Below are 19,768 nucleotides of genomic sequence, written 5' to 3' on the forward strand. Positions count from 1 at the left end.
GGGCAGGCCGGCGAGCAGGGCGGCCATGCGGGCGACGTTGCGGTTCTCCTCACCGGCGCCGTTGGCGTTGCCGAGGTAGACGTCCTCGATCCGGGCGGGGTCCAGGTCCGGGGTGCGGGCCAGGAGTTCCCGGATGGCGTGGGCGGCGAGGTCGTCCGGGCGGACCGACGCGAGGCCTCCGTTGTACTTGCCGATGGGGGTGCGGACCGCATCGACGATGTAGACGTCCTTCACGGTTGGGTCTCCTCGCTGGGTTCGGCTGCGACACGGATCTTCGCGGCGGTCTTGGCCACGATCTCTTCGACCGTGACGCCGGGCGCGGTCTCGATGAGCACCAGCCCGTCGTCGGTGACGTCGAGGACGCCGAGGTCGGTGATGATCCGGTTGACGCACGCCTTGCCGGTGAGCGGCAGCGCGCACTCCTGAAGGATCTTCGCGGTGCCGTCCTTGGCGGTGTGGGTCATGACGACGATGACGGTGCGGGCGCCGTGGACGAGGTCCATCGCGCCGCCGATCCCGGTGATCATCTTCCCCGGGATGGCCCAGTTCGCCAGGTCACCGCCCGCGGACACCTGCATCGCGCCGAGCACGGCCACGTCGATGTGGCCGCCCCGGATCATCGAGAACGACAGCGCCGAGTCGAAGAAGGAGGCGCCCGGCAGGACCGTCACGGTCTCCTTGCCTGCGTTGATGAGGTCGGGGTCGACCTGGTCCTCGGTGGGGTAGGGGCCGGTACCGAGGATGCCGTTCTCCGACTCCAGGATCACCTCGACGCCGGCCGGGAGGTAGTTGGGGATCAGCGTCGGCAGCCCGATGCCGAGATTGACGTACTGCCCGTCCTGGAGTTCGCGTGCCGCACGGGCCGCCATCTCCTCGCGTGTCCACGCCATCAGCCGCTCACCGTCCGCTTCTCGATCATCTTCGCGGCGGCCTGCTCCGCAGTCAGCGCGACGACCCGCTGTACGAAGATCCCCGGCAGATGCACCGCGTCCGGGTCGATCCCGCCGGGCTCGACCAGCTCCTCCACCTCGGCGATCGTCACCCTGCCCGCCATCGCCGCGAGAGGGTTGAAGTTCCGGGTGGACCTGCTGAAGACGAGGTTGCCGTGCCGGTCGCCCTTCGCGGCCCGGACCAGCGCGAAGTCGGTGCGGATGCCGCGCTCCAGCACGTACTCGGTGCCGTCGAACTCGCGCACCTCCTTCGGCGGCGACGCCAGCGCCACCCCGCCGGAGCCGTCGTAGCGCCAGGGCAGGCCGCCGTCCGCGACCTGGGTGCCGACCCCGGCCGGGGTGAAGAAGGCGGGGATCCCCGCACCACCCGCACGCAACCGCTCCGCGAGCGTGCCCTGCGGGATCATCTCCACCTCCAGCTCACCCGCCAGATACTGCCGCGCGAACTCCTTGTTCGCCCCGATGTAGGAGCCGGTCACCCGCGCGATCCGCCCGGCGGACAGCAGCACCGCGAGCCCGGACTCCATCGCCCCGCAGTTGTTGGACACCACGCCCAGACCGCCGACTCCGCGCTCGTACAGCGCCTCGATCAGCACGTTCGGCACACCGCTCAGCCCGAAACCGCCGACCGCCAGGGTCGCGCCGTCCGGCACATCGGCCACCGCCTCCAGGGCTGTGGCGACCACCTTGTCCATCCGTGAAGCCCCATCTCTTCCCAGCGTCCAGACCCTCAATTACTCAGGGCACTGATTATTTCTGCGAGGTTTCACTCACGCTGCCACCAGCGGCCCGTGCCGTCAAGACTTCCATGAGATCGGCGGGTGTGTGGCCGTCAGCGCGCTGGTACGCAGCCCGGTGATGCGCGGTATCGTTCAGTGCACCAACGAAATGACGGACTCACCCAGGGGGAGCGCACATGGCCGCGGTGGACCTCACCACCCACCCCGGGCACCTCGCCCGGCGACTCCAGCAGGCCCACTATCTGCTGTGGAACACGATGGTCTCCGAGGAGATCACCTCTCCGCAGTTCGCGGTCCTGAACGCGCTGGTCGCGGAGCCGGGACTGGATCAACGCACGGTGGGGGAGCGAGTGGGCCTGGACCGGTCGACCATCGCCGAGGTCATCAGCCGACTCAGTCGCCGGGGCCTGCTCGACAAGGTGCGCGATCCGCAGGACGGCCGCCGCTTCCTGCTGCGCCTCACCGACGAGGGGACGCGTACGCACCGCAAGCTGACCGTGCGCACGGCGCGTATGAACCAGGTCTTCCTGACCCCGCTCTCCGCCGAGGAGCAGACCGTCTTCTTCGACCTCATCCAGCGTGTCTCGGACGCCGCGGAGGGGCTGCGCAACCCGACGGAACCCCTCACCACGCAACGCCAGGGGGTCCTTCGCCAGGCGACGCCGGGCGAAAACATCTGACAGATCACGGTCAGGAGCGCTAGGCTCCCCGCGATGATGACTCACTCTGTCGGCAGAATGGGGGTCCCGTCCGCGCAAGGTGAGTGCTGATGCTCACTCAGACCGCGCATGGGGATTCCCGCCTTTCCTTCTGGTTGCCCGTGCGAGAGTTCGCCGTGCCGCCCGCCATGATCGAGACTGCGACCGCCCGCCGCCGTGCCGGGGACTGGGCGGGGGCGTGCGCCGCCGCAGGCATCGATGTCGATCTCAACCTGCGTTCCGTGGCGCGCACTTACGGCCACGACCTCGCCGCTGGGGTCCGGGCCGATCTCCGCCATCTGGCTCCCGACCTGCTGCGCTGGCACATGCCGAGGATCGCTCCGCACGGACTGCTGCGCCCGGGTCTGACCATCGCCCTGGCTCGGTACGACGCCCAAGGGCGTGACGGCGTAGGCCCGGTGCACCTCGTCGTGCGGACTCCACCGGCCTGGGCGGACGGCGGTCAGCGGATCAGCCTCGCCGTGTGGGCCGCACCGCAGGCCGGAGCCCGCGACGGATCTCACGACCGATCCCCCTTCGAGGCCGGTGTCCGCCGGCATCCGCACCCCCGTCCCAGCCGCCGCTTCCGCCTCGACCTGCACCGCCATCTGTGGGACGCGCGCAGGACCGATGAGCTGCGCGTGCGGTCCGGGGCCGACCTGGCGCCCGACGACGTCCGCCCCGAGAACCCGGATCCGCGGGGAATCGGGCTGCGGGGGCGCGGGTGTGCCGTGGATCGCTGGGCGGCCGAGGCGGGGATTGTGCTCCAGGCCCAGGCCCAGGCCCAGTCTCAGGCCGAGTCCCAGGGGCGGACGGCCGGTACCGTCGCCGTGCGGCTCGGGGCCCGGGACCGGCTGGTCCTGGACGTGGCCGCGGACAGGGACGGCGTCGGGCCGCCGGGTGTGCGGATCGCGGCGGCGCCCACGGACGGCAGCGTCTCGGCGCTGCCCGTCCTGCCCGACGCGGCCACCTGGCTGCTGCCCGACCTGGAACTGATCCGCACCGGTTCGATCGAGGTCGATCGGCTGCATCCGCTGGTCGCCTCGGCACTGGTACCCGATCACGCGCCGACCGCTTCCTCCCGGGCGCGGGAGTATGCCCCGGCCGGTCCCTCCCGGACACCGGGCAGGGCCGGGCAGCCACGCCTCGTGGACTGCCGGGGAGCCCAGCACCGTATCGGCCTGGTCGACGGGGTGCTGGCACCGCTGGACCATGATCCGGCCGAGATCCGCCGGGAGGAACTGCTGGTCGCGCTGACCGGTACGCCGCTTCCCTGCCTGCGGGCCATCGACGAGGCGCACCGTCGTCCGGACTGCCTCACCGGTGTCCGCGAACGCCTGATCCATGGTGACACCGCCGGTGCGCTGGACGTCGTCGAGGGCCTGCTGGGTCCGGACGCGGTGCTGCGCAGCGGCCCACTGCGGGACGAACTCGAGGCGGCCGCGCTACGGCGGATCACGTACGGCCTGTTCAGAGCGGGCATGACCGGCCCCGGCCCCGGATCCGGCCGCCTGCTCCCTGGCCCCGACCGCCCCCGTGGGCACCGAGCGCACCCGCGCCACACGACCGCTCGCTGACCCGGGGACGTCCGCCCCCCCTGCGCCCACCTGGCCACCCAGCGCACCCGCCGAGCGCACCCACCCACTCGTTCCTCAACGACCTTAAAGGTGATGAGATATGCCCACATGTACACCGTTCGTTGCGACCGGCACTCCTGCCGACCCGGCCCCCGCCTCTCAGATCGACGTAGCCGGCGCGTTGCTGGCGCTGCTGCGTGACGCCGGCACCGAACCGCGCCCCGACATCCAGCTGGAGGCACTGACGCTGGCCGTGGCCGCCGACCTGCCCGTGCTCCTGTGGGGTGAGCCGGGGATCGGCAAGACCGCGGCCCTGACCCAGCTCGCCGCGGCCCTGGACCTTCCGCTGACCACCGTGATCGCCAGCGTGCACGAGCCGTCCGACTTCTCGGGACTGCCCATCGTCGGCGACGACCCCGCGCAGCAGGGTGTCCCGATGGCCCCGCCGGACTGGGCGGTGCGACTGGTACGGGCGGGCCGCGGGCTGCTGTTCCTGGACGAGCTGTCCACCGCGCCACCGGCCGTCCAGGCCGCCCTGCTCCGCCTCGTCCTGGAGCGGCGGATCGGCGCCCTTCAACTGCCGCCCGAGGTCCGGATCGTGGCTGCCGCCAATCCGCGGTCCTCGGCCGCCGACGGCTGGGAGCTGAGCCCGCCGCTGGCCAACCGGTTCGTGCATCTTCAGTGGACCCACGACCACGAGGTCGTGGTGCGCGGCCTCGGGGGGACATGGCCACGGGCGACACTGCCCCGGCTCGACCCGGAGCGGTTGCCACAGGCCGTGGACTTCGCCCGGCGCGCGGTGTGCGGGCTCCTCTCCGCCCGCCCCGCACTCGTGCACCGGCTGCCGAGCAACGAAACACGCCGGGGCGGTCCCTGGCCGTCGCCCCGAAGCTGGGAGATGACCCTGGGTCTCGTCGCCTTCGCCACCGCGGCCGGCTCCTCCCGAGAAGTGCTTTCCCTGCTGGTCAGGGGCACGGTGGGGGACGGTCCTGGGCTGGAACTGCTGGCAAGCCTCGACCGGATGGACCTCCCGGACCCCGAGACGCTGCTCGCCGACCCGGCGGGCGCCGACCTGCCCGAGCGGGGGGACCTCCGCCAAGCCGTGCTCGACGGTGTGGTGGCCGCGGTCCGCGGGCGTCCGGAGAAGTCCCGTTGGGACGCGGCATGGGCGCTCCTGGTGCGGGCGCTGGAGACCGGAGCCCCGGACCTGGTGGTCGTCCCGGCGACCACACTCGCCTCGCTGCGCCAGGAGGACTGGGACGTTCCGGCAGCGATCGAGCGGCTTGCCGGCGCGGTGTCCCTGTCCCGGCGGGCCGACCGGGCGGCGGTCCGGACCGCCGCCGCGAAGGCCGGACGATGACCGCGCCCGCACCGGGGACACTGGACCTCGACAAGCTCTTCGCCGCCCGGCTGCACGCCGCCCGGGTCCGGCCCTACCTGGCCACGGCGCTGTTCGCCCTGCACACCGTGGAGTCGCGGCGCGTGCCGACGATGGCCGTCGACCGGCACTGGCGCTGTTACGCCTCGCCGGCGTTCGTGGACCGGACCCCGGTGGAGGAACTGGCCGGGGTGTGGGTGCACGAGGTGTCGCACCTCCTGCGCGACCACCACGGGCGCGGGGACAGGGTCGCGCGGGAGCGCGGACTGACCGGCCCGGGGGAACGGCTGCGGATGAACATCGCCGCGGACTGCGAGATCAACGACGACGCGTTCGGCGACGGACTGCTCCGGCCCGAAGGCGTCGTCACGCCAGGGTTCTTGAAGCTGCCCGAGGGACAGCTCATGGAGGACTACCTGCGCCAGTTCCGCCTCGGGGCGCTCACCCAGAGCCTGGCCTGGCTGGACTGCGGAAGCGGCGCCGACGGACTCGAACGGGAGTGGGACCTCGGCCCGGACGGCGCGCACGGCCTCAGCCCGCAGGAACGGGACGCGGTGCGGTTCCGGGTGGCGCAGGGCATCACCGCCCGCCCGGGAGACACCCCGAACGGGTGGCGGCGGTGGGCGGACGAAGCGTTCCACCCGCCGCAGCCCTGGCGCGAGCTGCTGGGCGCGGCGGTCCGCTCGGCGGCCTCCAGCTCCGGCGTGGGAGAGGACTACACGTACGGCCGGCCGTCGCGGCGCTCGGCCGGGGTGCCCGGCGCCGTGCTGCCGAGCCTGCGACGCAGGCCGCCACGGGTCTGCGTGGTCATCGACACCTCCGGGTCGGTCAGTGACGCCGAACTGGGCAGCGCGCTCCTCGAGGTCACCGCCATCTCCCGCGCCGTGGGCGGCCGCCGCGACCTGGTCACCGTGGTGCCCTGCGACGCGGCGGCCCCGATCGCGCACCCGCTGTGCCGTGCCGAGGGAATACCGCTGGTGGGCGGCGGGGGTACGGACCTGCGCACGGGCTTCGCCAAGGCGCTCAGGGCGCAGCCCCGGCCGGACGTCGTCGTGGTCCTGACGGACGGGCAGACGCCGTGGCCGGACCGGCCACCGTGCCGGACGGTGGTGGGTCTGTTCCCCCGGCAGCCGGCAGCCGGGTCGGGGGACGAGGACGATCCCGACTACGCACCGGACACACCGCCCGCGTGGGCACGGGTGGTAGTCATCGGGTAGCCGCCGCCGCGGTCACGGCTTCGTCGTCACGGCTCAGTCGTCATGGCTTCCTCGTCATGCCTTGGCGAGGACCACCCACACCTGCCCCTTCGCGAAGTTCATCGGCGCGCCGTCGGTGGTCGTGAAGTCCGTGCCGTCGCCGGCGGTCGGGCGCTTCCAGTCGACGTCGAAGACCTTGCCGTCGCGCAGTACCTTCGCCGTCCCCGAGCCCACCGTCTCCGTGTACGGCGTGTTGTTGCCGAGGACGTCGTGGTACTTGGAGTTGCGCACCTTCACGTACTGCACGACCACGGTCGCGGGCGCCACCCGCTTCCCGTCCGAAGTCACCGTCGGTGTCCCGTCCATCGACACCAGCCAGCGGTGCTTGCTCGCCGACCAGGCGAAGGTGAAGCGGGCCGAGGGGAAGCGCACCGTGCGCGAGGTCTCCGGGCTGCCGCCCGCCGGGGCGGCACCGAAGTGGAACCCGGTGGTGAGGGCGGCGGCCCCCGGCGCGGAGCGCATGAGCTGCTTCGGGTGCAGAAAGAGGTTGTGAGGGGCGACCTTGGAGGCACTGCGGTAATACGCGCTGGAGCCCTGATCGGCCGACACCGCATGCACGGGTGCCTTGGCGATGACCGGCAGCAGCTTGTGCTGGGCACCCGAGAAGGCGAGCGTCGGCATGTCGAACTGGCGCAGCAGCTCCAGGTCCGACTCGCGCGCACTGCGCACCGGCCCGACAGCCTGGGGCAACTTGCTCGCGTAGATGGCCATCAGCCGGCTCAGACCGCCCTCGACCTGCTCCGCGTAGACGACATCCGCCGCGTCGAGACCCGTCTGAGGGCGCGCCGCGCTCACATTGTCGATCTTCACGGCGAGCACGGGACCGGCGCCGGCGGTACTGGAAGGGCTCTGGGTCGGCCCCGTCTCCTGCCCTTGGCTGTGGCTCGGTGCCGCGGCGCGTCCGTCGTCGGTGGCGCTGCTGCCCGAGGAGCAGCCCGTCATCAGAGAGCCCGCCGCGACGACGGTCAGCAGCGCCGCCGTCATCGCGCCGCACCGCGTCCGCGCCATCTGTCGCATGCTCAACGTGCCACCCTGTCCCGTGCTATCGATGGTGCGCTCATAGGTTCATCGGTGGCCATACCCGCTCACTTCTGTTCGCGCGCGTCGAGTTGGACCGATCAGCCCACTTGTTGGACCGATCGGGCCGCGGGTCGGTTGTGCGGGTGACAGCGTCAGTTCTGCGGGCCGAGGATCTCCGCGAGGTCGTATCCGACGGGCTCGTCCAACTGGCTGTACGTGCAGCTCTCCGCGGTCCGGTCCGGGCGCCAGCGGCGGAAACGGGCCGTGTGACGAAACCGCACGCCGTTCTCCATGTGGTCGTACGCCACCTCCGCCACGCGCTCGGGCCGCAGCGGCACCCAGGAGAAGTCCTTCTTCGTCGACCACCGGCTGGGCGCGCCCGGCAGCCGCGCGGACTCGTGCGCCGACTCCTGCGACCAGGCCGCCCAGGGATGCCGCTCGACATCCTCCATGCGCAGCGGCTCCAGCTCCTCCACCAGCTGTGCCCGCTGTTTCATCGGGAAGGCGGCGCTCACCCCCACGTGCTGGAGGGTGCCCTCGTCGTCGTACAGACCGAGCAGCAGGGAACCGACGACGGGCCCGCTCTTGTGGAGGCGGTACCCCGCGACGACGACGTCCGCGGTGCGCTCGTGCTTGATCTTGAACATGGCCCGCTCGTCCTGCCGGTAGCGCAGGTTGAGCGGCTTGGCGATGACCCCGTCGAGGCCCGCGCCCTCGTACTGCTCGAACCACCGCTGCGCCACCTCGCGGTCCGTGGTCGCCGGTGCCACGTGAACCGGGGCCGTCACCCCCGACAGCGCCATCGTCAGCAGGGCCCGCCGGTCGCCGAGGGCTACGTCGAGCAGGGACTCGTCGGCCAGTGCCAGCAGATCGAAGGCCACGAAGGAGGCGGGAGTCTTCTCCGCCAGCATCCGCACCCGGGAGTCCGCGGGATGGATACGCTCGGTGAGCGCGTCGAAGTCGAGCCGTCCCTCCCTGGCGATCACGATCTCGCCGTCCATCACACAGCGCTGCGGCAGCCGCTCCCGCAACGCCGCCACCAGCTCGGGGAAGTACCTGGTCAGCGTCTTGCCGGTACGACTGCCGAGCTCGACCTCGTCGCCGTCACGGAACACGATCGCGCGGAACCCGTCCCACTTCGCCTCGTACTGCATGTCCGGCGGGATCTTCGCCACGGACTTGGCGAGCATCGGCTTCACAGGCGGCATCACCGGCAGATCCATGCTTCGATTCTGCGGCGACACGATGCCTTTCGCCCGGTGTGCGAGCCGTGCGGGCTGGGCCTACCGTGGCTCGCATGGCCGATGCGGTGGAACTCGACGCAGCCGGGAGGACCGTACGTCTGTCCAGCCCGGGCAGGATCTTCTTTCCGGAGCGCGGCTTCACGAAGCTGGACCTCGCCCAGTACTACCTGTCCGTCGGCGAGGGCATCCTGCGCGCCCTGCGCAACCGCCCCACCACCCTGGAGCGGTACCCGGAGGGCGTCACGGGCGAGAACTTCTTCCAGAAGCGGGCGCCCAAGAACATGCCCGACTGGATCCCGACCGCGCACATCACCTTCCCCAGCGGGCGCACCGCCGACGAGATGTGCCCCACCGAGGTCGCGGCCGTGGTGTGGGCCGCGCAGTACGGCACCCTCACCTTCCACCCGTGGCCGGTGCGCCGCGACGACGTCGACCACCCCGACGAGCTCCGCATCGACCTCGACCCACAGCCCGGCACGGACTACGAGGACGCCGTGCGCGCCGCCCATGAGCTGCGCGAGGTCCTGCACGAGTACGGCGATCTGCGCGGCTGGCCCAAGACCTCCGGTGGCCGAGGGCTGCACGTCTTCGTCCCGATCGCGCCGCGCTGGACCTTCACCCAGGTCCGCCGGGCCGCGATCGCCGCCGGGCGCGAACTCGAACGCCGGATGCCCGACCAGGTGACCACCGCCTGGTGGAAGGAGGAACGCGGCGAGAAGATCTTCGTCGACTACAACCAGACCGCGCGGGACCGCACGATCGCCTCCGCCTATTCGGTACGGCCCCGCCCGCACGCCCCCGTCTCCGCGCCCCTGCGCTGGGACGAGGTGGCCGAAGCGCGTCCCCGGGACTTCGACCTGGCGACCATGCCCAAGCGCTTCGCCGAACTCGGCGACGTGCACGCCGACATGGACGACCACGCCTTCTCCCTCGAAGCGCTCCTGGAGCTGGCCAGCCGCGACGAACACGACCACGGCCTCGGGGACCTGCCGTATCCCCCCGAGTACCCGAAGATGCCGGGCGAGCCCAAACGGGTACAACCGAGCCGGGCCAAGCGCGAGGACGGCTAGGGCTTTCGGATCACGCCGGCAGTCCCCCAGCGACGGGGTGGACGTCGGTCGGGGAGCGCTCTCAACGCGGGCTGCCCGGGGCTATCCTTCTTGGCAACCGCCGAGGAGGAGCCCTGAGGTGACCGAGACAGCGTCGCGCCCCACGCTGGAGGCCGTGGCCGCGCGAGCCGGGGTCTCACGGGCCACCGCCTCACGCGTCGTCAACGGCGGCGACGGCGTGCGCGAACCGCTCGTCGAGCGCGTCAGACGGGCCGTCGAGGAGCTCGGTTACGTCCCCAACCAGGCCGCCCGCAGCCTGGTCACCCGGCGCCACGACGCCGTCGCCGTCGTCATCGCCGAACCGGAGACCAGGGTCTTCGCCGACCCCTTCTTCGCCCTCCAGCTCCGTGGCATCAGCAAGGAGCTGACCGCACACGACTCGCAGCTCGTCCTGCTGCTCACCGAGGGCCGCGACGACCACGCGCGCGTCGGCCGGTATCTCGCCGGCGGTCATGTCGACGGCGCGCTCGTCTTCTCGCTCCACCTCGACGACCCGCTGCCGGAGCTGATCCACGGCGCGGGCGTGCCGACCGTGTTCGGCGGGCGACCCGGCTGGGGCGACGGCGCGCGGCGGGCCGTCTACGTCGACAGCGACAACCGGGGCGGCGCTCGCGAGGCGGTACGCCATCTCGTCGGACTCGGCCGCACCCGCGTCGCGCACATCACCGGCGCGCTCGACCAGACCTCCGCCGTCGACCGGCTCGACGGCTTCCGGGACGTCATGGGCGACGCCGATCCGCGGCTCGTCGTCGAGGGCGACTTCACGCCCGCGGGCGGCGAGCGTGCGATGCGGGAGCTGCTGGAGCGCTGCCCGGACGTCGACGCGGTGTTCGCGGCGAACGACCTGACGGCCTCGGGAGCCCTGCGGGTGCTGCGTGAGCGGGGGCGGCGGGTGCCGGACGACGTCGCCGTGATCGGGTTCGACGACATGCTGCCGGTCGCCGAACAGACGGACCCACCCCTCACGACGGTCCGTCAGGACATAGAGGAAATGGGCCGGTTGATGGCCCGACTGCTGCTGCGGGACCTCGATCGCCGGGCGGGCAAGCAGGGGGCGGACGGTGGCCCGGCCGGCGTGGTGCTGCCGACGACGTTGGTGCGACGGGTTTCCGCGTAGGACCGTTCCCGTGGTGCGCCCGCCCGCTGCGTTCCTGTGGTGCGCCCGCCCGCTGCGGTTCGCATCCCTTCGCTTACTTCAGTCCCGGTGCGGGCCCAAGTTGCCGAGGAACGTGCCCAGTTGGGGCGGGGTGAGCGACGGCTCGGGCAGTGGGGCGGCGGCGGGGGAGGCGCGCAGTCCGTCGAGGAGGAGGGCAAGGGGGCGGCGCCAGGCGTCCGGGGCGGTGCTCGTGAGGGCCGGGACGGCGCGGCCGAGTACGGCAAGCGCCACGAGGAGGTCCTCGGTGGTGAGATCGTCGCGGACCGTGCCCTGTTCGCGGCCGCGGCGCAGGAGCACCTCCACCGTCTCCCGGTTGTGGGCGTGCACGGAGTCGAGGGAGTGGACGCCCTCCAGATGGGTGGTCATCAGATCGTTGGCGCCGCGGTCGGTGGCGAGGCCCTCGAAGACCTCTTCGACGTATCCCAGCAGACCCGCCCAGGCGTCCTCGGCGGTCCGGGCCCGGTCTCCGGCGTCCATGGTCTGCGTGAGCGAGTCGCTGAAGACCGCGTCGACCAGCGCGGCGCGGCTGGGGAAGTGCCGGTAGAGCGTGGCGTTTCCGACACCGGCCCGGCGCGCGATCACATCGAGCGGCGCGTCCAGGCCCTGCGCGGCGAACACCTCGCGAGCCGCCTCGACCAGCAGCTCGCGGTTGCGCCGCGCGTCGCGCCGCCGCACCGGATCGGGCCCGTTCACGTCGACCTTCATCGTGTCGCCTCTCGGAAGTTCCGGGGAGCACTCCCCGGAACTGATGGTAGCGTCGAACTGAGAAATGGGGAGTGATCCCCACTTTTCGGGCGGAGTACAGCAGCTTTCCGGGCAGAGGGCAGCAGACCAGGGCGGGGCCGAAGGCAGACCAGGGCAGGAGTGAAGAGGGGGCCGGTGGGACCCACGTGCAGGAGTCTCACCGGCCTCGCTCGTACGCTCAGCTCTCCCGCGTCGCGCTCTTGATGACCGCGAAGCGCGCCCCGTACGGGTCGGCGAGCTTCGCCATGCGGCCGACGCCCTCCAGGTCCGTGGCGGGCATACGGACCGTGCCGCCCAGCTCCTGGGCCTTGCTGACGGAGGCGTCCGTGTCGGTGACCTCGAAGTACGGCAGCCAGTACGCGCCCGACTGCGCCTCGGTCGGGTCGTCGGCCAGCGGGACGACGCCGCCGAACATGTCCGTCTCCTGCGCCCCGGCGGGGTTGATACAGGTGTACGTGCCGCCGGGGAACGGAGTGGCCGAGGTCTCCCAGCCGAACACGGAGTTGTAGAACGCGGCGGCCGCCGGCTCGTCCGGGGTGTAGAGCTCGACCCAGCACAGCGAACCCGGGTCACCCGCCACGTCGATGCCCTTGTTCAGGCCCGGCTGCCAGATGCCGAAGGACACACCCGCCTCGTCCGCGAGAATCGCCATGTGGCCCTGGCCCATGACGTCCATGGGCTGGAAGAGCACGCTGCCGCCGGCCTGCTCGGCCGCCTTGGCCGTGGCCTGCGCGTCGGGGCTCTGGAAGTACACCGTCCAGCAGGGCTGGCCCTGCTCCTCGGTGGTCTGCATACCGCCCGCGGCGGTCTTTCCGGCGAGCTGGAAGAAACCGTAGCCGCCGGCGTCGGGGCCTGCCGACTGGAACTGCCAGCCGAAGAGGCCGCCATAGAAGGATGAGGCGCCTTCGATGTCGGGGGTGCCGACATCGAGCCAGTTCGGAGCGCCGGTGACAAAACGGGTGGTGAGCATGTTGTGCCCTCCTTTTGAGGGGTCCCGTTGCCTGTACTGCCGAGTCTGGCACCGCCCACTGACAATCGCTGCCAGGACTCCCACCGCGGGCAGGAGAGACCATGGTGACTACCCTGGGTGATCGGTTATGGTTGTTTTGTTTTCATCCTGTGCGGCGAGCCGCCTGGTACCTCGGTACGTGGCGTTGATCCCGCGTTGATCGAACGTTTTTCGCGGCGCGGCACGATTCTCGTCATGCACACCGACACCATGACCCCGGCCGACTCCGCCTGGCAGGAGCAGGCGTTGTGTGCGCAGACCGGGGCCGATTTCTTCTTTCCCGAGCCGGGCAGCTCGGTGCGTGAGGCAAAGCGCATCTGCGGGATGTGCGAGATGCGCTCCGCCTGCCTCGAGTACGCGCTGAACAACGACGAACGCTTCGGCGTCTGGGGCGGCCTGTCCGAGAAGGAACGGCTGAGCCTCCGGCGCGCGGACCAGAACTGACCCCTACGAAGCCGAAACGGCCCCCGACGACGCCGGGCCCCGCGCCGGACGCCGTGAACAGCCGCGTCCGGGCGGCGCCTTGCCCCGGTCCGGGCCCTGCCGTAATTCGGTGGGGCGATCCGGTGGCGGTGGCTAGGATCGCCGTGGCGCACCCGGGCGTAGAGCAGAGGCAGACTCGCCGCCTTGGCAAGGCGGATACGCCGGTTCGAATCCGGTCGTCCGGGCTGCGTCCAGCCGGGTGGACCGGGACAGCTGGGTCCTGTGGAGCAGAGGCAGACTCACCGCCCGTCCAAGGCGGATACGCCGGTTCGAATCCGGTCAGGACCACGGCGGCGCACACGCGGGGCGGGGACACATGGGTGACGGCGGCGCGATCACACAGGACGAACTGGCGGCGTTCCACCGTACGGTCGGCAAGCTGCGGGCACTGCCCGTCGACGACCCGGTGAGGCTGCGCGCCGAACAGGTCGCCGCGTCCTTCGCGAGAGACGGGCGGGTGCGCAGGCGCAAGGTGCGCGGCGCCGAACTCTCCGCCGCCGACGCGGCCGTGATGGCCGCGACCGCGACGGGAGCGCTCGACCGGCGGGAGGACGCACCGCTCGCCCGCCCCGGGGGCGGCGGCGTCTTCGTGAAGCCCCGCTCCTGCTATGTCTGCAAGACGCCCTATCGACAGGTCGATGCCTTCTACCACCGGCTGTGCCCGGACTGCGCCGCCGACAACACCGCACGGCGTGCGCTCACCACCGACCTGAGCGGCCGTCGCGCGCTGCTCACCGGAGGCCGGGTCAAGATCGGCTTCCAGCTGGCCCTGATGATGCTGCGCGACGGCGCCGAACTCCTGGTCACCAGCCGCTTTCCGCACGACACCATGCGTCGCTTCCGCGCCGAACCGGGCAGCGCGAAGTGGCTGGACCGGCTGACGGTGCTGGCGGTGGATCTCCGTGATCCGCGCCAGGTGCTGGGGATCTGCGAGCAGTTGAGGCAGGAGGGCGAGCCTCTCGACATCCTGGTCAACAACGCCGCGCAGACGGTACGGCGGCCCGCCGACTCCTACGCGCTGCTGGCCGCCGGGGAGCGCGCCGGACTGCCCGAAGGGGCCCGAGAGGCGCCGGGGTTCACCCCGATGCGGGCGCTGGCCGGTGGTGGTCCTGCGGCGCTCCCCGCGGCGCTGCGGGAGGCCGACGAGGCAGGGCTGCTGCCCGACCCCTCCCCGGAGAACTCCTGGTCGGCCCGGCTGGGCGCACTCGACCCGGCCGAGGTCCTGGAGACCCAGTTGGTCAACGCGCTCGCCCCGGCGCTGCTCTGCGACCGGCTGCTGCCCCTGCTGCTCGCCTCGCCCCACCCGCGGCGATACGTCGTCAACGTGACCGCCGTCGAGGGCCGCTTCGCCGTACGCAACAAGATGGCCGGCCATCCGCACACCAACATGGCCAAGGCCGCCCTCAACATGCTCACGCGCACCAGCGCCGCCGAACTCGCCGAACAGGGCGTACACATGTGCGCCGTCGACACCGGCTGGATCACCGACGAGAACCCCGCTCCCAAGAAGGAGCGGATGGCGGGCGCGGGGTTCCGCACCCCCCTCGACATCGTGGACGGAGCGGCCCGGGTGTACGACCCGATCGTGCGGGGCGAGGCGGGCGCACCCGTGTCCGGGGTGTTCCTCAAGGACTACCGGGAGGCGGAATGGTGACCGAGCCGCAGCGGCAGCCGGACCCGCGGTTCGCGGGCGTACCGGCGGTCGTACCGCGCCCTTTGACCGAACTCGCCCCGCTGCTCGACTGGTTGCGCGACGGCCGTCCGGCCGGCGAGCGGCTGGACTTCACGGCCGGTACGGCGCTGCCCGACGGGCGCCTCGACCTGTGCAAGCAGGGACTCGGAGCGCGGGGCGCTGCGCTGGTCGCCGAGGCCCTCGCCGAGATGTCCGGCGTCTCGGAGGGGCCGTCTCCCGTACGGCACTTGCTGCTCGGCACCGACGGGCTCGGCGACGAGGGAGCCGCCGCGGTCGCCGCGCGCGCCGAGGTCGAGACGCTGTACCTCGGCTGCAACGGGATCACCGCCGGCGGCGCCTGCCGCATCGCCGACCACCTGCGCGCCTCGCCGCGGGTCGTCACGGGCGTCTGGCTCAAACGCAACCCGCTGGGCAGCGGGGGAGGGCGGGCCGCGGCCGAACTCGTCGAGGCCGCACGGTCGTTGCGCACGCTGGACCTCGTGCAGACCGGGCTCGACGCGACGGGCGCCGTCGTCCTCGCCGATGCCCTCCTCGCCGCGGCTGAGAACGGCCGCCGCGTCGAGCGGCTGTTCGTGGGCGGCAATCCGCTCGGCGCGGCGGGCGCGGTGCCGCTGTCCGCGCTTATCGCCGAGGGCGCGGTCGACGAACTCTACGTATCCGCGGCAGGGTTGGGAGACGCGGGCGCGCTGCGTCTCGCCGGCGCGCTCGCGCGGGCACCGCACGGACGGCTCACCCGGCTCTCCGTCGCCAGCAACGGCATCGGGCCGAACGCCGCCGCCCGGCTGGTGGCGGCGGCGACCGAGGCGGGAGTCACCCTGCTCGACCTCGGGCGGGTGCGGGCGGCCGCGGTGCTCGGCGCCGCCGACAACCGCGTCGACCTCACGGCGGCCACCGACATCGCGCACACCCTCGCGAGCGCCGAACACCGCCTCACCCACCTCGTCCTCGCGCACACCGGCATGCGCAGCCGCGAGGCCCACCGTCTCCTCGACACCGCCCCGCGCGCCGCGACCGCGACCCGGTTCGTGCTGGGGCGGTCCATCGCGACCAGTGTGAAGCGGCGCCTGGACGCGCTCAGCGCGCACATCCCGATGCCGTCGGTCCCGGCCGACGTCGCCGCTGTACGCAGCGTCCACCGCACGGCGCCGCTACGCTCGGACTCAAGGGCGGGGCCGTAGCGCAGAGGCAGGCGCACCTGGTCTCCAAAACCGGAACACGCTGGTTCGAATCCAGCCGCCCCGCCCCCTGCCCCTCAGGTTTCCCGACGATGACCCCGGCCCGCCGGAGCACACCGGGAAACCAGTACGCCACGCGCGCTTCAGCAGGCACAATCCCCGCATGGATCGCACCCCGCAGCGGCACGCCGACAGTCTGCTCAACGCCCTCGACCCGCTGCCCTTCCCCCAGCGCATGCGTGAACTCGCCCTGCGGGTGAAGGAGCAGGCCCCGCTGCGGCCCTTGCTGGAAGAACTCGAATCCCGCGGACCCTACGAACGGGGGATCGCCGTCGTCGCGGCCGCCGTCGGCCGCGACGCCGAGTGGATCGCGGACCGCATCGCCGACCCGGACGCCTTCGTGCGCGGACACGCCCTCCGGGTCGCGGACAGCCTCCGAGTGCCCGACTCCGCCTACGAGTCGGCGCTCGACGACGCCCCGGAGGCGATCCGCAGGGAGCTGGTGCGCGCGATCGTCGCGGGACGGCGCACGGCACTGGCCGACCACCTGCTGCCGGGGCTGCGGCGGGACTGGGGCGACGCCGAGGCGGCCCGTCTGCTGCCGGGCTGCGCGCCGGAGACGGTCGCCCGGCTGCTGCCCGGACTCTTCCACGCCGTCACCGGCTGGAAGACCCTCGCCAGGCGGCATCCCGGCACCCTTCTCGATGTCGCCGAAGGCGAGCTGGCGGCGCTCCCCGAGGCCCTGCGGGACACCTGGTGGGGCCGGTACGTCCCAGGTGTGGCCGCCACGGTCGCGACGCAGCCCCTGCGCGTGCTCGACCTTCTCGTACGCTTCGGGCCCGCCACCCTGCCCCTCCCGCTGCACGACCACTTCCCGCGGTTCGCGGCGGCCGACCCGAGCCGGCTGCTGCGACTGCTGCTCACCCCCACCGGATTCGCCGCGCGCCGCTATAGGTCCCTGAGGCCCACCGTGCTGCGCAGGCTGGCCCGTTCCGACGCGCCCGAACTCCTGGCATTCAGCAGGGTCCTGGCCGACTGGGGTGATCTCGCGCCGCTCGTGAAGGCACTGCCGCCGGCGCGGCGCCACGCCTTCTACCAGGCCGCACAGGAAGGCCGAGGAGCCGGACACTCCACCATCGACGCGATGACCCTCGCGGTGCTGCCACGCAGCAGTGTCGCCGAAGAGGCCCGACGCATGGCGGCCGCCGCACGCGAGCACGGCGCCTCCTGGAACTCCCTGCTGCTCGCCGAGTCCTTCCTGCCCGTCGAGGAAGCACGCGAACGGCTGGTCCAGGCCACCCGCCGCCCGGCCGCCGAAGACCGCGCCGAAGCCTGGCCGTTGCTCATCCGCAACGCCGCCCGCTCCGGCGATCACACGGCCATCACCTCCGTCCTGGAGGAGATGGGCCGGCTGCGCAACGAACACGACCCGGTGCGCTCGGCCGCGCTCGACGCACTGTCCAGGGTGCGGCCCGCGCTGTTCACCGAGGACGCCGAGCCGTACCTCGACCGCATCACCGCGGACGCCGTCGAGGCCCGCGACTCCTCGCCCGCCACCCGGGAGAACCTCAGCGACCTCGCCCTGTCCGTACTGCGCGAGCACGCGGCGGGCGGACAGCGTGAGCTGGTGAACTGGGCTCTGCGCACCCTGGTCCGGATCTCCGGCAACACCGGTGGCGCCGACCTCGGCCGTCTCGACACGACGCTGCGGCGCGGCCAGGAGCACCAGGTGTACGAGGCCCTGCGCCCCTGGATCGAGGCGGGTGCCGAAAAGGCCGACTACAGCCTCGCCTTCACGCTCGCCCGCGCGGTCGGGCGGCGCGCCGCCGGCATGCCCGAACTTCAGGAACTCCTCTGGCAGGCCATCCGGTACGGCAATGACGCGACCATGCGCCACGCGGTCGAACTGTGGCTCGAGCCGCCCGGGACCCGCGACGAACGGGTGGCCCGCATCCTCGCGTTCGAACCGTCCGCGGGCGCGCTGTGGCCGGTCCTGGGGATCGTCACCCGGCACCGCACCGACCTGCTCGACCCGCTGCTCGCCGAGACCCCTCCGTACGGCCGCTTTCTGACCAAGGGCACCCCCTGGACCGTACCGGTGGACCGTGACGTACGGCGCTGGGTGCCACGCCAACAGCGCGCGGTGGCACGACAGTTGGCGGACCGGACCGAGGACGCCGCGCTGCCGCTCTTCGATCGGTCCGCCGCCCTCGCGCAGGGCGCCCTCGTCCCCGGCAGCGGCACCGATCTCGTACGCCGTTGGACCGGGTCCCCGGACGTGCTGCTCGCCGAGGCGGCGCTCGCCGCACTCGCCCGTACGGACCGGCCCGCTGACGCGCTGCCCGAGCTGCTGGCGCACGCGGATGGCGAGCGGGCCCGGGTCGCGGTCTACGCGGCCACGCAGGCGTCCCGGTACGTGGCACCCTCGCTCCTGGCCGCGCAGCTGCGCGCGGTGCTCTTCGCGCCGCGCGCCAAGGTGACCAGCCGCAAGGAGGCCGCCCGGCTCGCCGCCGTACGGCTCCCGATGCCACGGGCTGCGGCGCTGCTGACCGAGGCGTACGCGGCGCCGGGCACCCATGCCGACGTCCGCGCCGCCATCGTGGCCTTCGCGGGCGGTCTGCTCGCCGAGGAACCGGTCTGGGGCATGCTGCGCGACGCCGCGGGCGCCGAGCCGGTCCTGCGCACCGCGATCCTGCGCGTCACCCCGCTGGACCTGCCCGAGCCCCAACGCGAGCGGTACGCCGGGCTGGTTCGCGAGGTGTCGTCCACCGAAGACCCCGAGACCGCCACCCTCGCCTTCGACGCCCTGGCCCGCTGGGCGCCCTGGTCCCCCGAGTCGCCGACGGTCCTCGCCGACGCCGTCACCGATCTGACGGGGCGCATCAGCTGGCAGGCGGCGGCCGATGGTCTGGTGACCGCGGCGGCGGGCTCACCACGCGGTGGCCGGGGCCTTCAGCAGGCGCTGCGGACGTTGGCGGAGGCGGAGACGGCCGCCGCGACGGAGGGGATCGGCCGCGCCGATGCCGGCGAGCGTCGCGACCGACCGGCCAGGCGGCGCGTCGACCACCTCGTCGTGCGCCTCGCCCAGCGTGCCAGAACGTCCCCGCGACCCATCAGGCCGGCGGCCCTCGCCGCCGGCGAGCTGCTCGCCGGGTACGACGCCTTCGTACCGCAGGCGGCCGCGATCACGGCGTTCCACCTGGACCTGGACGGGGAACCGGGGGATCTCGAGCGCCTGGCCGCGCTCACCGAGGGACGCCCGGCGCTGGCCGCACGGACGGCCCAGGAGCTCGGGGAGCGACTGCGACGGCGGGCACACGAGGGGGATCCCGACGTCCTGCTGGAGGTGGTGCGGCGGCTGGGCGCGCACGGCGGGCACGGCGAGGGGCTCCTCGCGGCGGCCGTCACCGGGGCGATCGGCGCCCGCACGGGCTGGGCCGCGCCCTGGCGGGAGCGGCTGAGAGCACTGCGCCGCCACCCGGTGGCCGACGTGCGGGACGCGGCGCTTGACCAGGTGACGGCGTACGAGTGACGCG

The 19,768-nt window shown here is 72.5% G+C and carries 16 protein-coding genes, 3 tRNA genes and 1 pseudogene; 13 read left to right on the forward strand and 7 right to left on the reverse strand.

All coding sequences use genetic code 11. The features are described from left to right. The 3 genes and pseudogenes from ACIRA5_RS48915 to ACIRA5_RS48925 all read right to left on the reverse strand — a co-directional run. Positions 1-234: pseudogene (locus tag ACIRA5_RS48915) on the reverse strand (3-oxoadipyl-CoA thiolase); the annotation flags it as partial. Further along, complete coding sequence (locus ACIRA5_RS48920) at positions 231-890, reverse strand: CoA transferase subunit B (RefSeq protein WP_403703784.1); 660 nt, start codon at positions 888-890, stop codon at positions 231-233. The pseudogene ACIRA5_RS48915 and the gene ACIRA5_RS48920, both read right to left, overlap by 4 nt. Beyond that, positions 890-1,645, reverse strand: coding sequence for a CoA transferase subunit A (locus tag ACIRA5_RS48925; RefSeq protein WP_403703787.1), 756 nt, complete (start codon positions 1,643-1,645; stop codon positions 890-892). The genes ACIRA5_RS48920 and ACIRA5_RS48925 overlap by 1 nt, the downstream gene beginning before the upstream one ends. A 221-nt stretch (positions 1,646-1,866) precedes the next feature. On the opposite strand from ACIRA5_RS48925, the gene ACIRA5_RS48930 reads away from it, so the two are divergent. The 4 genes from ACIRA5_RS48930 to ACIRA5_RS48945 all read left to right on the forward strand — a co-directional run bounded on the left by ACIRA5_RS48930 (position 1,867) and on the right by ACIRA5_RS48945 (position 6,560). Beyond that, positions 1,867-2,370, forward strand: a complete 504-nt coding sequence (locus ACIRA5_RS48930; RefSeq protein WP_403703790.1) for a MarR family winged helix-turn-helix transcriptional regulator — start codon at positions 1,867-1,869, stop codon at positions 2,368-2,370. 89 nt (positions 2,371-2,459) lie between these two features. Then, positions 2,460-3,965 carry a hypothetical protein gene (locus ACIRA5_RS48935; protein WP_403703793.1) on the forward strand — a complete coding sequence of 502 codons (1,506 nt, stop codon included), beginning with the start codon at positions 2,460-2,462 and terminating at the stop codon, positions 3,963-3,965. A gap of 100 nt (positions 3,966-4,065) precedes the next feature. Further along, on the forward strand, positions 4,066-5,325 hold the full coding sequence (locus ACIRA5_RS48940; protein WP_403703796.1) for an AAA family ATPase: 1,260 nt from the start codon (positions 4,066-4,068) through the stop codon (positions 5,323-5,325). Then, on the forward strand, positions 5,322-6,560 hold the full coding sequence (locus ACIRA5_RS48945) for a VWA-like domain-containing protein (protein ID WP_403703799.1): 1,239 nt from the start codon (positions 5,322-5,324) through the stop codon (positions 6,558-6,560). The genes ACIRA5_RS48940 and ACIRA5_RS48945 overlap by 4 nt, the downstream gene beginning before the upstream one ends. A gap of 54 nt (positions 6,561-6,614) precedes the next feature. Here the strand turns inward: ACIRA5_RS48945 and ACIRA5_RS48950 are convergent, their stop codons facing one another. Together ACIRA5_RS48950 and ACIRA5_RS48955 are read right to left on the reverse strand one after the other, a co-directional pair. Beyond that, positions 6,615-7,616: a DUF3048 domain-containing protein gene (locus ACIRA5_RS48950; RefSeq protein ID WP_403703955.1), complete on the reverse strand. Its 1,002-nt coding sequence runs from the start codon at positions 7,614-7,616 to the stop codon at positions 6,615-6,617. Positions 7,617-7,771: 155 nt separating this feature from the next. Beyond that, positions 7,772-8,842 carry an ATP-dependent DNA ligase gene (locus tag ACIRA5_RS48955; RefSeq protein WP_403703802.1) on the reverse strand — a complete coding sequence of 357 codons (1,071 nt, stop codon included), beginning with the start codon at positions 8,840-8,842 and terminating at the stop codon, positions 7,772-7,774. A 74-nt stretch (positions 8,843-8,916) separates the two neighbouring features. Between ACIRA5_RS48955 and ligD the strand changes: the two genes are divergently transcribed. After that, positions 8,917-9,933, forward strand: coding sequence for a non-homologous end-joining DNA ligase (gene ligD, locus ACIRA5_RS48960; RefSeq protein ID WP_403703805.1), 1,017 nt, complete (start codon positions 8,917-8,919; stop codon positions 9,931-9,933). Positions 9,934-10,051: 118 nt separating this feature from the next. After that, positions 10,052-11,089, forward strand: coding sequence for a LacI family DNA-binding transcriptional regulator (locus ACIRA5_RS48965; RefSeq protein ID WP_382179681.1), 1,038 nt, complete (start codon positions 10,052-10,054; stop codon positions 11,087-11,089). A 78-nt stretch (positions 11,090-11,167) separates the two neighbouring features. Here ACIRA5_RS48965 and ACIRA5_RS48970 read toward each other — a convergent pair whose 3' ends face one another. Together ACIRA5_RS48970 and ACIRA5_RS48975 are read right to left on the reverse strand one after the other, a co-directional pair. Beyond that, positions 11,168-11,833: a TetR/AcrR family transcriptional regulator gene (locus ACIRA5_RS48970; RefSeq protein WP_403703809.1), complete on the reverse strand. Its 666-nt coding sequence runs from the start codon at positions 11,831-11,833 to the stop codon at positions 11,168-11,170. Between the two features lie 217 nt (positions 11,834-12,050). Next, positions 12,051-12,842, reverse strand: coding sequence for a VOC family protein (locus ACIRA5_RS48975; RefSeq protein WP_403703812.1), 792 nt, complete (start codon positions 12,840-12,842; stop codon positions 12,051-12,053). A gap of 234 nt (positions 12,843-13,076) precedes the next feature. On the opposite strand from ACIRA5_RS48975, the gene ACIRA5_RS48980 reads away from it, so the two are divergent. The 7 genes from ACIRA5_RS48980 (at position 13,077) to ACIRA5_RS49010 (ending at position 19,764) form a co-directional block, all read left to right on the forward strand. Beyond that, positions 13,077-13,325 (forward strand): WhiB family transcriptional regulator, encoded by a 249-nt coding sequence (locus ACIRA5_RS48980; RefSeq protein WP_177324188.1) that lies wholly within the window; start codon positions 13,077-13,079, stop codon positions 13,323-13,325. A 152-nt stretch (positions 13,326-13,477) separates the two neighbouring features. Further along, positions 13,478-13,549, forward strand: a tRNA-Ala gene (locus ACIRA5_RS48985). Positions 13,550-13,580: 31 nt separating this feature from the next. After that, positions 13,581-13,652 (forward strand) — tRNA-Gly (locus ACIRA5_RS48990). 28 nt (positions 13,653-13,680) lie between these two features. Next, entirely contained in the window at positions 13,681-15,018 is a 1,338-nt protein-coding gene (locus ACIRA5_RS48995) for an SDR family NAD(P)-dependent oxidoreductase (protein WP_403703815.1), read from the forward strand. Further along, positions 15,012-16,235 carry a ribonuclease inhibitor gene (locus ACIRA5_RS49000; RefSeq protein ID WP_403703818.1) on the forward strand — a complete coding sequence of 408 codons (1,224 nt, stop codon included), beginning with the start codon at positions 15,012-15,014 and terminating at the stop codon, positions 16,233-16,235. The genes ACIRA5_RS48995 and ACIRA5_RS49000 overlap by 7 nt, the downstream gene beginning before the upstream one ends. Next, positions 16,224-16,300, forward strand: a tRNA-Trp gene (locus ACIRA5_RS49005). The genes ACIRA5_RS49000 and ACIRA5_RS49005 overlap by 12 nt, the downstream gene beginning before the upstream one ends. Before the next feature lie 95 nt (positions 16,301-16,395). Beyond that, on the forward strand, positions 16,396-19,764 hold the full coding sequence (locus tag ACIRA5_RS49010; protein WP_403703821.1) for a hypothetical protein: 3,369 nt from the start codon (positions 16,396-16,398) through the stop codon (positions 19,762-19,764). Positions 19,765-19,768: the final 4 nt, after the last annotated feature.

This window comes from Streptomyces sp. NPDC096311 (genome assembly GCF_044763085.1).
Taxonomy (GTDB): domain Bacteria; phylum Actinomycetota; class Actinomycetes; order Streptomycetales; family Streptomycetaceae; genus Streptomyces.

What these genes read in the sequence shown, in the direction of transcription:
- ACIRA5_RS48950 (WP_403703955.1), bottom strand. Translation starts at nt 7,616, where the DNA reads ATGCGACAGATGGCGCGGACGCGGTGCGGCGCGATGACGGCGGCGCTG.
- ACIRA5_RS48995 (WP_403703815.1), top strand. Translation starts at nt 13,681, where the DNA reads ATGGGTGACGGCGGCGCGATCACACAGGACGAACTGGCGGCGTTCCAC.
- ACIRA5_RS48975 (WP_403703812.1), bottom strand. Translation starts at nt 12,842, where the DNA reads ATGCTCACCACCCGTTTTGTCACCGGCGCTCCGAACTGGCTCGATGTC.
- ACIRA5_RS48970 (WP_403703809.1), bottom strand. Translation starts at nt 11,833, where the DNA reads ATGAAGGTCGACGTGAACGGGCCCGATCCGGTGCGGCGGCGCGACGCG.
- ACIRA5_RS48980 (WP_177324188.1), top strand. Translation starts at nt 13,077, where the DNA reads ATGCACACCGACACCATGACCCCGGCCGACTCCGCCTGGCAGGAGCAG.
- ACIRA5_RS48940 (WP_403703796.1), top strand. Translation starts at nt 4,066, where the DNA reads ATGCCCACATGTACACCGTTCGTTGCGACCGGCACTCCTGCCGACCCG.
- ligD (WP_403703805.1), top strand. Translation starts at nt 8,917, where the DNA reads ATGGCCGATGCGGTGGAACTCGACGCAGCCGGGAGGACCGTACGTCTG.
- ACIRA5_RS48935 (WP_403703793.1), top strand. Translation starts at nt 2,460, where the DNA reads ATGCTCACTCAGACCGCGCATGGGGATTCCCGCCTTTCCTTCTGGTTG.
- ACIRA5_RS48955 (WP_403703802.1), bottom strand. Translation starts at nt 8,842, where the DNA reads ATGGATCTGCCGGTGATGCCGCCTGTGAAGCCGATGCTCGCCAAGTCC.
- ACIRA5_RS49000 (WP_403703818.1), top strand. Translation starts at nt 15,012, where the DNA reads ATGGTGACCGAGCCGCAGCGGCAGCCGGACCCGCGGTTCGCGGGCGTA.
- ACIRA5_RS48945 (WP_403703799.1), top strand. Translation starts at nt 5,322, where the DNA reads ATGACCGCGCCCGCACCGGGGACACTGGACCTCGACAAGCTCTTCGCC.
- ACIRA5_RS48930 (WP_403703790.1), top strand. Translation starts at nt 1,867, where the DNA reads ATGGCCGCGGTGGACCTCACCACCCACCCCGGGCACCTCGCCCGGCGA.
- ACIRA5_RS48925 (WP_403703787.1), bottom strand. Translation starts at nt 1,645, where the DNA reads ATGGACAAGGTGGTCGCCACAGCCCTGGAGGCGGTGGCCGATGTGCCG.
- ACIRA5_RS49010 (WP_403703821.1), top strand. Translation starts at nt 16,396, where the DNA reads ATGGATCGCACCCCGCAGCGGCACGCCGACAGTCTGCTCAACGCCCTC.
- ACIRA5_RS48920 (WP_403703784.1), bottom strand. Translation starts at nt 890, where the DNA reads ATGGCGTGGACACGCGAGGAGATGGCGGCCCGTGCGGCACGCGAACTC.